Source organism: Myroides sp. NP-2, from assembly GCF_014145665.1.
GTDB lineage: Bacteria > Bacteroidota > Bacteroidia > Flavobacteriales > Flavobacteriaceae > Flavobacterium.
Window position 1 is genome coordinate 26386 of the sequence record NZ_JACHTD010000014.1, and the last position, 16351, is coordinate 42736.

The following is a 16351-nucleotide window of genomic DNA, read 5'->3' on the forward strand; positions in this document are numbered from 1 at the left end:
GCCTTTTTCGTTTGAAGGTATTATAAAGGATTAGTTAGCCTTACTGAATTCTAAGTTTACAGTAATATCAACGTTTTTTCCAATCGCTTGTCCTGTTGGATCATAAGCAACATCGTAGTCGAAACGGTTGATAGTTGTTTTTGCCTGAAAACCTATTTTTGTATTTCCATTGCCATCATCAGCCAATAAACCACCATAGTTTAATTGGAAGGTAACTGGTTTGGTCGTTTTTTTAATCGTTAGATTTCCTGTTAGTTCGTATTTGTCTTTTCCTGTTTTTTTGATAGAGGTACTCTCGAATTTCATTGTAGGATAATTAGCCGCATCAAAAAAGTCAGCTGACTTTAAGTGGTTGTCACGCATTTCTACACTAGTGTTGATACTGTTTAAATCAACCGTAAAATGAAAGGCCCCTTTCGTCAATTCCTCTGGGTTTCCTACAAATGTACCCTCGTATTTGTCTAATCGACCGTCGACAAAAGAAATGCCCAAGTGTTTAACTGAGAAATTCAAGAAAGAGTGCATCGGATCGACATTCCATTTCGTTTGAGCGAATGAAGTAACTGAAAATAAGGCAGCTACAACGAATAAAGCTATTTTTTTCATATAAATTGTGTTTTTTGATTATCAATGATACAAAGATACTAACCTTGTGTGAGATAGGTACTTAACCTACATTAAGAAAGCCCCCCTTAGAGGCTATACCTTTACGTAAACAAAGTAAAAGCAGGCATTTGCCTGTTTTTACTTGTTGTGTAATCGGTTTATTTAAAATTTGCAGCAATTTTTATCAGAGCGTTGGGATTACTAATTCCCGTTGCCACATCCATCATTTGGATAATGTCTTTGTCTCCCGTTCCTGTACTCAAAGGCAATTGTTGTGGTATTTCAGGCATTTCTCCAAAGAGCGTTTTGTATAAGACAAGGCTGTTTATAAATACAGCATCGTTCAACATATGGTGCGAACTATCTGTGAAGCGCAATTGGTCTTTCCCATCAACGAGAGCTACATACCCCTCTTTTCCGCGATATGCCGCGCCTAATACGCCAGCGAAATTGAGATAGCCAGTATTCGGTGTTGATTGTGCCACAATGACGCCATTTTCTTGTAAGATCGATTGGTACATGCTATAATCCGGGTCATGGTAGTCAAAAGGAGCCGTTAGACCATAAATATAAGTAGCTACGCCAGGACTATTGGCTGTGATCAAATCGTGTACGCTTTTTACATTAGCCTGGTAATTGGTCAATTCTTGAATCACCACAGGAGTGGATTCTTGTAAGATTAAAAAATCAAAATAGTTGCCATCTGTATCGGTAGCACTGAATAAGTTATCCACTTCTTCTTGATTGGCGACGAGAATTTGATCTATACTCACTCCCATGTCAACTAATTTCATTACTTCCAAGGACTTGTTGTTCGACTTGGCTAAGGCTTCGAGCATTTTGGGGAAACTAGCAAAGTATTCGGTGTGACTGTTCCCTACAAATAGTAGGCGAAGAGGACCTTCTGTTGCAGGGGGTGTTGGTTGAGCTAGGAATGCTGTTGTCATGTAGTTGGCATCGTCCATTTTTTCTCCACAGGAACCTAAGGTTAGTGAGAGGAGTAAGGCATATAGTATATTTTTTCTCATGGTCAATCTAAAAGTGTTAATTATTGTAAATTTATTAAAATTTATTAATAGTTTATCCATATTGATTTAAAAAAAATGTATTTATTAAGTTAAGTGGAGTAATAAGACATTTTTTTATGGATGTTTCTCGATGAAGGAAATACTATACACTTTAGCGACAAAAAAAAGAGGGCATCCTTTTGGATACCCTCTCATATAGGTTGAATCTAAATTATTAGATCATTTTTTTTAACCAGTTTTTCATGGAAACCTCTTCATTGATGATGTTTCGAAGATCGGCAATTGCCACGCGATCTTGTTTCATCGTATCACGGTGACGGATGGTCACTGTTTTGTCTTCTAATGTTTGGTGATCCACCGTAATACAGAAAGGAGTCCCCAAAGCATCTGCACGACGGTAACGACGACCTACAGCGTCTTTTTCATCATAGGCAACATTGAAATCCCATTTCAAATCTTCAATAATTGCTTGCGCAATTTCTGGTAAACCATCTTTTTTTACCAAGGGGAAAATAGCAGCTTTTGTCGGTGCTAATACAGCTGGTAATTTTAATACCGTTCTCGTTGTTCCGTCTTCTAATGTTTCTTCTTGTAGGGATTTAGAGAAAACAGATAAGAACATTCGATCCAATCCTACCGATGTTTCTACTACATAAGGAACATAAGAGGAGTTGGTTTCGTTGTCGAAGAACTGCAATTTCTTACCAGAGAATTGTTCGTGTGCTTTTAAGTCGAAATCAGTACGCGAGTGAATTCCTTCTAATTCTTTAAATCCGAATGGGAAGTTAAATTCGATATCTGTAGCTGCATTGGCGTAATGTGCCAGTTTTTCGTGGTCGTGGTAGCGGTAGTTTTCCGCTCCCATACCTAAAGATAAATGCCATTTTAAACGCGTGTCTTTCCAGTATTGGTAATACTTCATTTCCTCTCCTGGTTTGACGAAGAATTGCATTTCCATTTGTTCAAATTCGCGCATACGGAAGATAAACTGACGCGCAACGATCTCATTACGGAAAGCTTTTCCAGTTTGTGCAATTCCAAAAGGAATTTTCATACGTCCTGTTTTTTGAACGTTTAAGAAGTTAACAAAAATACCTTGAGCCGTTTCAGGACGTAAGTATAAATCCATCGCTGTATCGGCAGAAGCTCCTAGTTTTGTACCGAACATCAAGTTGAATTGGCGCACTTCCGTCCAGTTTTTAGAACCTGTATCGGGATCTGCAATTTCCAACTCTTCGATAAGTGCTTTAACATCAGCCAAATCTCCAGTATCTAACCCGTGAGCCATACGCGCTAGAATCTCTTTTTTCTTTGCGTAGTACTCTACAACACGTGGATTGGTAGCGACAAATTGCGCTTCATCAAAAGATTCACCAAAGCGTTTTTTCGCTTTTTCAATCTCTTTTAATGCTTTTTGGTGTAATTTTTCACAGTAGTCTTCAATTAAAACATCTGCTCTATATCTTTTTTTACTGTCTTTATTGTCAATTAAAGGGTCATTGAATGCATCAACGTGACCTGAAGCCTTCCAAGTGGTTGGATGCATAAAGATTGAGGCATCAATTCCTACAATATTTTCGTGCATTTGTACCATGGATTTCCACCAGTACTCTCTAATATTTCTCTTTAATTCTACACCGTTTTGAGCATAGTCATATACTGCACTCAAACCATCGTATATTTCGCTTGATGGAAAAATATATCCATACTCCTTTGCGTGCGAAATAACATTCTTAAAAATATCATCTTGTTTTGCCATACTGCAAAAGTAATAAAAGACTTTAAGATTAAAAACTTCACTTCAAGCTATTTGCTGTTAATAATCTTAAGTTTTTTGGTTTATATTATAATTGCTTGTTGTTCTTTATTTTTTGTACCTGATAAGCCGATAAGATACGGGCTGTATTTTCAAGATGACCGGATTGATTCCAAGCATCATGCCCTGGAATAATCACTTTGGCCTTTTTGAATTTGCGTTTTACGGCTTTGATTGTCGTAGGCCAAGCCTCTACATTGCCATCGACGATATTGCCGATAGTCGTTGCCTCTGCACTTTTAATCAAACAACCACCGTATAAAATCGCTTCTTCTGGAAACCAAACCACCGTATTATCTTTACTATGACCTTCTCCCAAGAAATATACCTCTATTTTTTCTTTGCCCAAGTTGAACTGCTTTGTTGAACCAAAAGTAAAAGTCGCTTGTGGTTCATTGCGCTGTTTTAAGATTTCGTTGGTCAAAGCATAAGTATAGGTTTCTGCTCCAGCTTTATTGAAATAATCAAGCCCACCCGAACGATCTTCGTGGAAGTGGGTGGTAATGACCCATTTTATTTCTTTGTTATGTTCACGTCTGATGTGTTCTACTAAAGGGACGTACTGATCTTTATCCCAAGGGGTATCAATGAGAATTACTCCTTCATCCGTCACTACATATAAAGCATTGGAAGAATATTCGACGCCTTGAAATACTTGGTAAGTCGTATAGACATACATATGATCGTTAAGCGGCTCAATTTTTAATTTATCCGATTGAGGATAGACCAAAGTAGAGAAAATCAGTACAAATAAACTGCTAAAGTAGTGGTACATGAATGGAACTTAAATTAGAAATAGAAAAATATAGTTTATTCCTTGTTTTGGGTAATGGATAAGAGAGTACAAAAAATAACCAACAAGGCGGTGTTTTCGTGCGTAAGTGTCTTATGAGAACAAAAATAAGAAAATCGTTTAAGATTTGAAACTGCAGCAAAAGCATTTTTGAGTGAAATTTAGATCATTTAATGTATTAAATCTTAAAAAAAGGTCCAGCAATTTGCTGGACCTTTTTTTATTCTTCTTCTTCTGTATTTCTCAATTTCATGAGCAAGGTATAAGCTCCTTTTGAAACAATGGTTTTATGGGTTAATGCTTCTGCATGAAGAATAGCCGTAAACCCATTTTCAGTTTCTCCAATTTCTACCGGAACGAGTTGATAGGTTTGTTTGCTCACTTCGATAAAGACAAAGTGTTTGGCTTCAAAATATACTACACTTTCTTCAGGTAGTGCTTTGGTTTGTGCCGAATGCGTATCAATTTCTGCATTCATATACATGCCCGGTACTAAGTTTTTTTCAACATTCTCAAAATGACAGTGTACTTCTGATGTTCCTTCTGCATTGACATCCATGCTAATTAATACAATTTCGCCTTCGTATTTTTTTGCCGGATCGCCGTTGGTATAACTTAATACACGCTGACCTACTTCTAATTTATCGAGATCTTTTTCATACACTTTTAGGTTTAAGTGGATATCCGAGGGGTCAATGAGCTCAAAGAGCACATCGGAAGGAGTGACATATTTTCCAATGTTGACATAGGTATTGCTCACAAAACCGTTGATTGGGCTATAAATTGCTATGGTTTTACTGATGTTGTTCGACGTCAGCGTATGGGGATTGATGTTGATCAAACTCAATTGTTGACCTAGTGCATTCATGGTAATGCGCTGTGCATTCATCTCTGCTTGAGCTTGTTGCATAACCTTGTCGCTGCTAGCTTGACTAGCATTTAATTCTTTCTGACGTTGATAGTCCAGCTGTGCAAATTGAAATTTGTCTTTGGCGATCAAGTAATTCTGTTGTAACTCAATATATCGCGGATCTTCCATCAAGGCAATTTGTTGCCCTTTTTTAATTTGCATCCCCGGCATTAACTGGGTTTGCTTGACATAACCTCCAAGGGGATTGGTAATGGAAATTAAATTTTGAGGAGGAACATCAATCTTTCCATTTAGTTTTAAAACTGTAGCAATGCGGTGATCTTGTAGTCGCGTAGTCTGTAGGTCTACGTGTTTCAATTGTGCATCGGTTAGTTGTACAAGGTCTGTTTCTTCTTGTACGTCTAGTTCTTCTCTTTGAGTCGTCTCCCCTTTACATTGGGTAAAAAGCAACATCGGTAACAGTAGCAGCACAAGGAGTGAGAAGCGCAGGTTTATTTTATGTGGTGTAAACATGATTTTAGTTATTTGAAGTTAGGTAGTTGATTTGGATTACGGTGTCGTTATAGGCTTTGAGTGCATCGAAATAGTTACTCAATAACTCTAATGCTTGATTGGTTAGGAGTACGTATTCCAAGTAATTAATTTCTCCGTTGATAAATTGTAATTCCGCTGTTTGCATGATCACAGTTGCTCCTTTTGGGGCTTGTTGTTCATAACTTGTCAATATTTGTTGACTACTGTCAAGGGTTATCAACAATTGTTGATAACGGTTTTGTATATTTTGTTGGGTGAGCTCTACTTCCGCTTCTGCTATTTTTTCTGCTTGTTTGGAAGCGCGTATTCTACCTTTTTGGCCAAAATCAAATAAAGGCAAGGTTAGTCCAACTTGGAATGCGTGAAAGCGATCTTTTCGATCGTAGTACATGTCATTGGCAGCCAATCCCATGAAACTACTGTTGTTGTAAGCCAGCTGTAGGGTAGGTAAAAGCTTCGATCGCTCAAGTTTGGTTTGGGCGATTGCTAATTCCTTGTTCTGTTCGGCTATTTTTACCTGAATATTATCGTTGAGATGCTGTTCTAGCGTTTGCAAATCTAATTTTTTAGAGGTTGCTGTGGGCAGGAGGTCCTCCTCTGTGTTTAATAGGTATTTCAATTGTAGTTGGGCGAGGCTCTTTGCATGCGTGACCTCGGCAAGTTGCATTTGAATCTTAATTAGTTGATTCTTGGCTGTTGTTTGTTCTAAAATAGTACTTTCTCCCTTGGTGAAGCGCAACCTAGCTTTCGCGTAAAAGCTTGTATATAGACTATCTGCTTGGTGAAGGAGTTCTTCTTTTTCACTCCAATAGAAATAGTCATAAAAATTTTGTGTCACTTCTCGTTTCACTTCATTGGTTTTAAGTGCTAGGTCAAAAATGCTCTTTTGCCACGCTTTGGTGTATAGGTTTTTTTGTTTGCTGTACACTGTTGGAAATGCGATTTCCTGGCTCAACGAAAATTTATTGTCAGTATAAGGGCCATTGATTTGTCCAAATTCACCTGAAACTGTCGTTTGTGGAATATCGGTAGCGGTGTGAATAAACGCTTTGGCAAAAGCGGTTCGCAAGTGTTCGGTTCGAATTGTTTTGTTGTTTGTTTCAGCCTGATTCAAGGCGTCAGCTAAACCGATAGGCGTTTGGGCAAACCCAGGACTTGTTGCGGTTAATAGTAGGCAAGTAATGGCTGTAAATGCGCTAGTTTTCTTCTTTTTAAAGAGTGAAAAATTTAGCTTTTGTTCAAAAGTAATATAGAGTAAAGGCAAAATAAATAAAGTTAAAAAAGTGGCTAGAATTAATCCTCCAATAACAACTGTCGCTAATGGACGTTGTACTTCTGCACCTGCGCCATTGCTCAACGCCATGGGTAGAAACCCAAAGGAAGCAACCGAAGCAGTCATTAATACGGGGCGCAAACGACTTTTTGCACCACGTACCACAATGTAAACGATGTTGGTATTGCCCGATTTTCTCAGGCGGTTGAATTCGGCGATCAATACAATGCCATTGAGAACGGCGACGCCAAATAACGCAATAAAACCAACACCTGCACTGATACTAAAAGGCATTCCGCGCAAGGCTAATAAAAAGACTCCTCCGATAATAGATAGGGGAATGGCCGTAAAAATCATCAAACATTCTTTGATGTCTTTAAAAGCAAAGAAAAGTAAAACAAAGATGAGTACTAAGGCTAGTGGCACAGCAATAGCTAAGCGTTCTTTGGCTTCGTTTAAATTCTCAAACTGTCCACCATAGGTTATGCGGTAGCCCGTAGGCAACGTAATCTTCGCTTCTACTTTTTGCTGTAGTTCTTCCACAATACTTTGAACATCTCGCCCTTTTACATTGAACCCAACGAATATACGACGCTGTGCATTTTCACGTTGAATTTGGTTTGGTCCTTCTTTGATTTCCACAGTAGCTAGTTGATTCAACGGAACTTGAATGCCTGCGGGTGTTGGAATTAGAATGTTTCGGATCTGTTGGATGTCTTTTTTGTTTTTTTCCTCCATGCGAACCACCAAATCAAACCTATTTTCTCCTTCATAGACCACCCCTGCGCTTTGTCCTGCCAAAGATGTATTGACAATGCGGTTGATGTCTCCTATCGACAAATGATGACGAGCAATAGCCGTACGATCGTATTCAATCAGCAGTTGAGGCATTCCTGTGATGGGTTCCACATATAAGTTTACCGCACCAGGAATGGTGTTGATAATTTGTCCAATTTGGCTAGCTGTAGCGGCTAGCGTATCTAAGTTATCGCCAAATACTTTTACCACAACGTCTTGTCGTGCACCTGTCATCAATTCATTGAAACGCATTTGCACTGGAAATTGAAATCCAACAGTAATGCCGGGAACTTCCTCCAAGGCCTGTGTCATTTTTTCCGCTAACTCTGGGAATGTCGTAGCTGAAGTCCATTCTTTTTTGTCTTTTAAGATCACCATCATGTCACCTGCTTCCATAGGCATTGGATCAGTCGGCACTTCGCTATTTCCGATTTTAGTTACTACTTTTTCCACTTCCGGAAATTGCGTGATAAGGATGTGAACCGCTTTTTGGGTACTTTCAATCGTCGTTGTTAGGTTACTGCCGTTTAATACCTTGGTGTCCACCGCAAAATCCCCCTCTTCTAAAGAAGGAATGAATTCGCCTCCTAGTGTGGACAAGATGTATAGTGCACTGGCAAAAAGGAGGACAACAACAGTATAGATGGTCTTGGGGATCTCCAAAACTTTGACCAAAGCCTTTTGGTATATTTTTTCCAACTTCGCCATCAAACGATCGGAAAAATTGGGTGTATTATTCACTTTTCTACTTAGGATGAGCGCACTCATCATGGGAACATAGGTTAACGAGAGTAAAAAGGCGCCGAGCAAGGCAAAAGCAACTGTTTGTGCCATGGGCTTGAACATCTTTCCTTCAATACCTTGTAACGTTAGGATGGGAATGTAAACGATAAGAATAATTATCTGACCAAATACAGCGCTATTCATCATTTTAGAGGCAGATTGTACCACCGTTTGATTCATCTCTTCCTGTTTGAGCAAGACTTTCTCTTTGAATTTATTGTTGTGGCTGAATTGATGGAGTACGGCCTCTACAATAATGACAGCCCCATCGATAATTAACCCGAAGTCTAAGGCCCCTAGGCTCATTAAATTGCCACTAACGCCAAATAGATTCATCATGCAGATGGCAAATAGCATCGCTAAGGGAATAATAGAAGCAACCAAAAGTCCTGCGCGGAAATTACCCAAGAAAAGCACGAGTACAAGTACTACAATTAATGCTCCTTCCAACAGGTTGGTTTCAACAGTTCCAATGGCGTTGTTTACCATTTTTGTGCGATCGAGAAAGGGCTCAATTACCACACCTTTGGGCAAGGATTGCTGTATTTCTGCTACGCGATCTTTGACGTCTTGAATGACGTTATTGCTGTTTTCTCCTTTCAACATCAGGACAATTCCTCCTGCCACTTCCCCTTGATCATTATAGGTCATCGCACCATAGCGCGTTGCATGTCCGAGTTGAACCTTAGCGATGTCGCGTATCAGTACTGGAAATTCTTTGTCTTTCGTGGGAATAGCAATATTCTCAATGTCTTCAATACTGCCAATCAACCCCTCGGAGCGAATGTATAAAACAGTCGGGCCTTTCTCAATATAGGCACCCCCAGTGTTTTCGTTATTTTGATTCAATGCTTCAAATACAGCCGTAATAGTCAAACCAGCTGCATCTAAACGGTTGGGATCAATGGCTATTTCGTATTGTTTGAGCTTTCCACCAAAACTACTGACTTCAGCTACTCCTTTTACAGCAATTAACTGGCGTCGAACTATCCAGTCCTGAATGGATCTCAATTCGGTGAGATTATACTGTTGTTCATACCCCTTCTCTGGGCGTACAACATATTGATAAATCTCGCCTAATCCAGTAGAAATAGGACCTAGTTCTGGTTGACCTACTTCCTTAGGAATGTCGTTTTGCACTTGTTGTAAGCGTTCGCCCACTTGTTGTCGTGCCCAATATATATCGACGTCTTCTTCAAAAACAATCGTGATTAAAGACAAGCCAAAACGCGAAAAACTTCGTATGCTTTTCATACCTGGAATATTGCTGTTGGCTTGTTCAATAGGGAACGTAACTAATCGTTCTATATCCGTAGCCCCATAGTTTGGAGCTACTGTGATTATTTGTACTTGGTTATCTGTGATGTCCGGTACTGCATCGATGGGTAATTTCGTCATTTGAAATAGTCCAACACCGATGAGGCCTAGTACCATTAAGCCGATGATGAGCTTATTCTTTACAGAATACGCTATAATTTTGTTTAACATAAAGTAAGAGTTAATCTCAAAATCTACAGCATATAAGCCAATACATAAGCGATATAGCAAGTGTGTTTCCCTCTAAAAAGTGAACGATTTAGAGGAAAATAGTGCTATATTTTGTAGTATAGGGCTAAGTCTAGTTGCAGTAGCTATTGAGTTGATACATAAATACGATAGAACCGTTCAAACTATGAAGACATAGGTTGGACGATAAAAAAATCAATATGTACTAACAAAATTTCGGCGGTTGCCAAATAGAGGATAGGAAACTACTTTCAAAAACGGTATCGTGATCGCTTTCCACTGGGGTATTGTTTGTTGGAATTTTGACACGATCGATTTTAAGTATGGTTGGTGGGGGTGTTGCCACAAGATGAATAATAGGAGCGTGGGAAACAAAAGGCAGCTTCTCATCTGTTGGATCTCCGTCTTCTTTGTGGTTATTGTCATAGTGGATTTGTAAAAACCCCCATATACTCAAATTGGGATTTGCCCCTTTGTGCTCAACATAATGCTCAACAAGCAATGGAAACTTCAACAGCTGACCAAATTCAGTTGTTGAAATAAGAAACGCAAACATAAAAAACAGGGCTAGTTTTCTTTTCACGACGCTTGTTTAGTGTGTATTAGTTGATACAAAATTAAGTATTCTTTTCCGTATAGGTGTGCGCAAGATACTAATTTGTTTATAATCCAAATAACTACTACCACAATTCTAATGAAAATTTAATGTTTGTATAACACAAAAAAAGCAGAACTCAAGGTTCTGCTTTTCAGTATATTAAACGGTTTTCTTACATTTCTGATGCTGCCGCTACCGCAATTGCAGTGCCTAATACCCCCAGTACAACGAACATGATAATGAGTCCAATTAAAGAAATCACTAAACCTGCAATGGCAAATCCACGTGGTTTTTTAAATACGCCAATGATGGATAAGATTAATCCCAATAACCAACACAGCCAACCCACTATGGGCACTAATGAGATTACGATAGCGACAATAGACAAGATAAACCCTGTTAGTCCTATATTGTTTTTCTCTGCGTTTGCCTGTAGCGGTGGTGGAAAATTTTGATAGCCTGGATTGGCTGGAGGGGTAACGACTTCTTTTTGTTGAACGGGTGTAGATGCTACGCGTTGCTCTTGATTTTCTTCTTGATGATTTGTATCCATAGTAAGGTGTTTTAACTCAAATTTACGTTAATTTATTAAATATTCGTAAACAAAAGTTATTTTTTTATACAGATCAAGTTAATGTGTGTTGAGTAGTAGCCAAAATAAAGCAAAAAAAAACTGGCTGAAAGCCAGTTTTTTCGTTATTGTAATGCATTCCATCCTTTTGCTTTGATTGGAATTTTAGTATTGTCCCTTGTGATGAGGTGGATTCCTTCACTTGCTGGTGTCATATGACCGATCACGGTTAAGTTTGGATTTCCTTTAATTTTGTCATAATCCTCCATTTTGATGGTGAACAACAATTCATAGTCTTCTCCACCGTTAATGGCAATGGTCGTTGCGTCTATATTGAATTCTTCACATGTATTGATAAACTGAGGATCTAGCGGCAATTTGTCTTCAAACAGGTTACAGCCAACTTTTGATTGGGTACACAGGTGCATAATTTCTGAGGAAAGGCCATCAGATACGTCAATCATACTCGTTGGTTGAACTTCTAGCTCCGCCAAAAGCTGTTTGATGTCTGTGCGAGCTTCTGGTTTTAGTTGTCTTTCGATGATGTAGTCATAGGTAGACAAGTCGGGTTGGTTATTTGGATTTACCAGGTATACTTGTTTTTCTCTCTCCAATACTTGTAATCCCATATAAGCGCCTCCAATGTCTCCAGTGAGCACTACTAGGTCGTTGTCTTGGGCTTGATCTCTATAGACAAGTTCTTCTGCTTTGGCTTGACCGACAGCAGTTACGCTGATGATCAATCCTTTTTGAGAAGAAGTAGTGTCACCGCCAATTAGATCTACTTTATAATAATTACAAGCCAGTGCAATCCCTTCGTATAGCTCTTCTAAAGCCTCTAAGGGAAAGCGATTAGAAACGGCGATGGAAACGGTTACCTGAGTGGGAATGGCATTCATAGCACAGATATCTGATAGATTGACTACAATGGCTTTATACCCCAAGTGTTTTAACGGAGCATAAGCCAAATCAAAATGTACACCTTCAATGAGTAAATCGGTTGATACAACCACTTTATCTGCTGCAAAGTCAAGTACAGCAGCGTCGTCTCCAATTCCCTTTAATGTAGAAGGTTGTGTGATAGAGAAGTCTTTCGTTAAATGCTGAATTAAACCAAATTCACCCAATTGCTCTAAATCTGTTTTGCTTTGATTTTTATTTTCAATCATATTGTGTTTTCCTTTTGAAGGACAAAGTTACTAAAAATTCAATGGTGAACTCTCGAATTGTTTGCTTGTTCACAGGGTAAAAAAAAACAGCCTTTATAGAGTAATAAAGGCTGTTTTGCTGAGGGTATGCTATTTTTTATTCTACATACTCTTCGTCTTCTTCTCCTTGATATTTTTTAAACAAGTAGTTAAAGTGCGTAAAGTATGAATTAAAATCGTTTTTATATTCATTGACAAAATTAGTTTGCTTGTCTTCTGTATCAACAATTTCAACCAAGTGTCTCCAGATATTTAATTCTGAAAGAATTTCATAGGCATTGTAATTTTGCTCTTCTAACGAAAGGTTTTTGTAGTAAAACAATTTCTCGTTTGATTTTTGCGCTAGTTCTTTGGCATATTTTTGCGCCAAAGCCGTTTCACCTATTTTGTAGTAGCATTCTACAAATGGGATAACCATTTGATAGTAGCCAAAGTACTTAATAGGCATATTAATCATCGCAATATCCAGGATTTCTTTTGCTTTATCGTTTTTGCCTTCCTCAATTAACTGTTCTGCTAGGCGGCTCAAATTAACGCGATAATTCAATGAATTTCTGCGCGTTTGTGGATCGTGATAGATTTTATCACTACCCATATTCCCCCAGTACCATGATTTTACCGTTTTGTACATGCGTTCTGAATCAATCATACCCAAGTCAAGTGGATGTGCATTTTTTCCTTCAGATTTAATTGGAACTAATTTATAGATCAAACCTTGTAGTTGCAAGTAATCTTTCATCCAAGCAAAATCGTCATTGTTGAAACTACCTCCAGAGAAATAAACTGGACGTTCCCAGTTATTGTTGGCAATAATGTCTAACATGATTAAGCGATGTTTGTAAATCGCTTGATCTGTAATGTCAATTTCTACATGAGGAACTACCTGATCCATGAGGTAAGGCGATACAATATTGTTTTTCGCGATAATTTCGCGGTCCACAGGTAGGTATGCTTTGTCTGTTGGGAACAAGTATAGGGTTGTTCCTGCTTCGGTTAGTTTTTTCGTTCGTTGATCATCTGTTCGCACGACATCTAACAAAAAGGATAGATCGTATCGTTCTTCTGAAGTAGGGTTAATTACGGTAATATCTCGCTTATTCCCTACATATTGATCGTGTGTAAATTTAATTGGAAGCGGTTCAGAATCGTAAGCCTTTGCTTTCATTTGGTCGATATACCAGTCTTGGGTCAGTAAACTCGTACATACCACGCGTACGTCTGTTCGATAGCCTTCAATCTCTTGAAGGTACCACAGCGGGAAGGTATCATTGTCTCCAATGGTAAAAATAATAGCATTTGGATCACATGAATCTAAGTAAGCACGTGCATTAGCTAATGCAGTATAGCGATTTGAACGATCGTGATCATTCCAATTTTGTTGTGCCAATAGGACAGGTGCCGCTAAAGTACATACAGATAATACTAGGGCATTGGCTAGTTTTGGGTTGAGGTATTTGCTCAATCCTTCATAGATAGAGTACACGCCAAATCCAAGCCACATGGCAAAAATATAGAAGGAAGGTACAACGGCATAGTCGCGTTCTCGCGGTTCAAATGGACGTTCGTTTAAGAATACTTTTAACGCTAAACTCGTGAATAAGAAGAGGACTAAAAGCACCCAGAACATTTTTGGATCCTTGCGGTAATTGAATACAATTCCAATAACACCTAAAATAAAAGGCAAGAAGAAATACGTATTTCTTCCTTTGTTTTCTAACACATCTGTAGGAAGGTTATCTTGAGAACCCAAGCGAATTTCGTCTAAAAATTTAATGCCGCTCAACCAGTTTCCGTGTTCTAAATCACCCTGACCTTGTATGTCGTCCTGGCGACCTACGAAGTTCCACATCAAATATCTCCAATACATATACCCAAATTGGTAGGTAAACATAAACGACATATTATCTGAAAAAGTAGGCACTTCAATATCTAAAGCTTGGCCGTATTTGCTCAAGTAATTGTCTAATTCTTCTATACCAAACTCACCACTTGCCAGTTTTTGTTTTACTGCTCGCTCCATATATACCAAGTTTTCATTATTGGTATACCCTTGTGCTAAGTTGAAATTCAGCGGTTTGGAATAACGCATATAGTTAATGCGGTGGTTTTTATCAGTACTCCACATGCGCGGTAAAAAGCCTTTGTGTCTCTCATCAAAGTTTTGTCCTGCATTTTTCCATTCGTTAACTACAACGTATTTTCCTGTTTTGTAGTCTCTTTCATAGTTGGGTTGCTGATCTTTATAGGGGTTGTTCGCATCTAAGCCTACATAAGCTTTTGTAAAGTATGAATCGTAATAGATGCTCTCATCTCCGTATTGTTCTCTTTGGTAATAAGCCAATAACTCAGCTGCATCTGAAGGTCTGTTTTCATTAATGGTTACGTTGGCATTGGCGCGAATAGGCAACATCATCCAAGCACTTAATCCCACACAAACGAAAACTAAGGTGAGAATGAGCGTATTGGCTTTGGTGTGTCCTTTTTTACGCGTATAGCGCAGCCCAAATACTGTAGCGCCGATTAATAGTAAAAAAGCGAGGATGGTTCCGCTATTAAAAGGAAGTCCAAGTGTATTAACGGCAAATATTTCAGTTTTTCCAAAGAAAGCTAAAAGCTTAGGGAAGAAAAAGGCAAATAAGAAAAACAAGGCGGCAACAGCTGCAATGTTACCAATGATAAAGTTCTTAATGGTTACCTTTTCATATTTTTTAAAGTAGTACAGCAAACAAATGGAAGGAATGGACAGAAGGGCCATCAAATGGACACCAAAAGAACATCCTGCAACTAGGCCAATGAGAAGTAACCAACGATTCCCTCTAGGTTGATCCAAGTCATCCACCCATCTCAATCCTAAATAAAGAAGGAGGGATGTTAAGAACATTGCAGAAGCATAAACCTCTGATTCTACAGCGTTAAACCAAAAACTGTCAGTAAAACTAAAGGCTAACGATCCAATTGCAGCGCTACCTAGAACGGCAATTGCATTAGAGGTATTCCATTCAGACGTTTTTCTAACCATTTTCTTTAAGATATTGGTCATTGACCAAAACATAAAGAGGATTGTAAATGCACTTGAAAAAACGGCTACCATATTCACTGCTAGGGCAATGTGTTCTGTCGAAATAGCAAATAGCGAAAACAAAGCGCCTAACATTTGGTAAAATGGAGCCCCTGGAGGGTGACCTACTTCGAGTTTCGCTGAAGTTGCAATGTATTCTCCTGGATCCCAGAAACTAACAGTAGGTTCTACGGTTAAAGTATAAGTGATTAACGCAACGAGGAAGCATAGCCATCCACCGATTATATTCCACTTTTTGTAGTTGAATGTTAACATATAAGAATATTCTAGGTATTTTTAATCATTATATACAAAGAAAGTCTTTTTTTATTAGATACGTATCACATTAAAAAAAAATAATTTTGCATTTTGTTTTTGGATAATATAAAAAAAGTGTTACTTTTGCCTCCGCAATGCAGAAGTAGTTACTACTTTTGAACGCAAAGTGGTACTGGCCTATGGTGTAATGGTAACACAGCTGATTTTGGTTCAGTCGTTCTAGGTTCGAGTCCTAGTAGGCCAACAAGAGCTCCTTGAATTTCAAGGAGCTTTTTTTTTCGAAATAAATGACGAATATTACCTGTAGAGAGCAATAGGGGATCAAGCGAGTAAAAATAAATATGTTAAAATTTACCTTGTTTTCAATTGATTATTAATGGGTTGTATTAGGGGGCGGTTTTTGGAGGTTATTATTCTTGTCAAAATCTTTGGTAAGTATAGAAATAATGCTACTTTTGCATCCGCATTACAGAAGTAAATTACTTTTGAACGCAAAGTGGTACTGGCCTATGGTGTAATGGTAACACAGCTGATTTTGGTTCAGTCGTTCTAGGTTCGAGTCCTAGTAGGCCAACAAGAGCTCCTTGAATTTCAAGGAGCTTTTTTTATGACCTTGTGTGTAAATAAAA

At 38.5% G+C, this 16351-nt stretch carries 10 protein-coding genes and 2 tRNA genes; 2 read left to right on the forward strand and 10 right to left on the reverse strand.

All coding sequences use genetic code 11. The features are described 5' to 3' along the window. Window positions 1-30 precede the first annotated feature (30 nt). The 10 genes from H4K35_RS13080 to H4K35_RS13125 all read right to left on the reverse strand — a co-directional run bounded on the left by H4K35_RS13080 (window position 31) and on the right by H4K35_RS13125 (window position 15719). Window positions 31-606 (reverse strand): YceI family protein, encoded by a 576-nt coding sequence (locus H4K35_RS13080; RefSeq protein ID WP_182628409.1) that lies wholly within the window; start codon window positions 604-606, stop codon window positions 31-33. 158 nt (window positions 607-764) lie between these two features. After that, on the reverse strand, window positions 765-1634 hold the full coding sequence (locus H4K35_RS13085) for a hypothetical protein (RefSeq protein ID WP_182628410.1): 870 nt from the start codon (window positions 1632-1634) through the stop codon (window positions 765-767). 214 nt (window positions 1635-1848) lie between these two features. Continuing rightward, entirely contained in the window at window positions 1849-3393 is a 1545-nt protein-coding gene (locus tag H4K35_RS13090; protein ID WP_182628411.1) for a glycine--tRNA ligase, read from the reverse strand. Window positions 3394-3478: 85 nt separating this feature from the next. Next, window positions 3479-4225 (reverse strand): TUS family subclass B1 metallo-beta-lactamase, encoded by a 747-nt coding sequence (blaTUS, locus tag H4K35_RS13095; RefSeq protein WP_182628412.1) that lies wholly within the window; start codon window positions 4223-4225, stop codon window positions 3479-3481. A gap of 238 nt (window positions 4226-4463) precedes the next feature. Beyond that, the gene (locus H4K35_RS13100; RefSeq protein ID WP_182628413.1) at window positions 4464-5627 is read right to left on the reverse strand and encodes an efflux RND transporter periplasmic adaptor subunit; all 1164 of its coding nucleotides are present in this window, start codon (window positions 5625-5627) and stop codon (window positions 4464-4466) included. 4 nt (window positions 5628-5631) lie between these two features. After that, on the reverse strand, window positions 5632-9990 hold the full coding sequence (locus H4K35_RS13105) for a CusA/CzcA family heavy metal efflux RND transporter (RefSeq protein ID WP_182628414.1): 4359 nt from the start codon (window positions 9988-9990) through the stop codon (window positions 5632-5634). Window positions 9991-10213: 223 nt separating this feature from the next. Further along, window positions 10214-10591 (reverse strand): hypothetical protein, encoded by a 378-nt coding sequence (locus tag H4K35_RS13110; protein ID WP_286467229.1) that lies wholly within the window; start codon window positions 10589-10591, stop codon window positions 10214-10216. Between the two features lie 187 nt (window positions 10592-10778). Beyond that, window positions 10779-11159: a hypothetical protein gene (locus H4K35_RS13115; RefSeq protein WP_182628415.1), complete on the reverse strand. Its 381-nt coding sequence runs from the start codon at window positions 11157-11159 to the stop codon at window positions 10779-10781. A gap of 143 nt (window positions 11160-11302) precedes the next feature. After that, the gene (gene thiL, locus H4K35_RS13120) at window positions 11303-12346 is read right to left on the reverse strand and encodes a thiamine-phosphate kinase (RefSeq protein WP_182628416.1); all 1044 of its coding nucleotides are present in this window, start codon (window positions 12344-12346) and stop codon (window positions 11303-11305) included. A gap of 136 nt (window positions 12347-12482) precedes the next feature. Continuing rightward, window positions 12483-15719, reverse strand: a complete 3237-nt coding sequence (locus H4K35_RS13125; protein ID WP_182628417.1) for a DUF2723 domain-containing protein — start codon at window positions 15717-15719, stop codon at window positions 12483-12485. Window positions 15720-15895: 176 nt separating this feature from the next. Here H4K35_RS13125 and H4K35_RS13130 point away from each other — a divergent pair. Both H4K35_RS13130 and H4K35_RS13135 read left to right on the forward strand, forming a co-directional pair. Beyond that, window positions 15896-15966: transfer RNA gene (locus H4K35_RS13130), tRNA-Gln, on the forward strand. Between the two features lie 259 nt (window positions 15967-16225). Further along, window positions 16226-16296 (forward strand) — tRNA-Gln (locus tag H4K35_RS13135). Window positions 16297-16351: the final 55 nt, after the last annotated feature.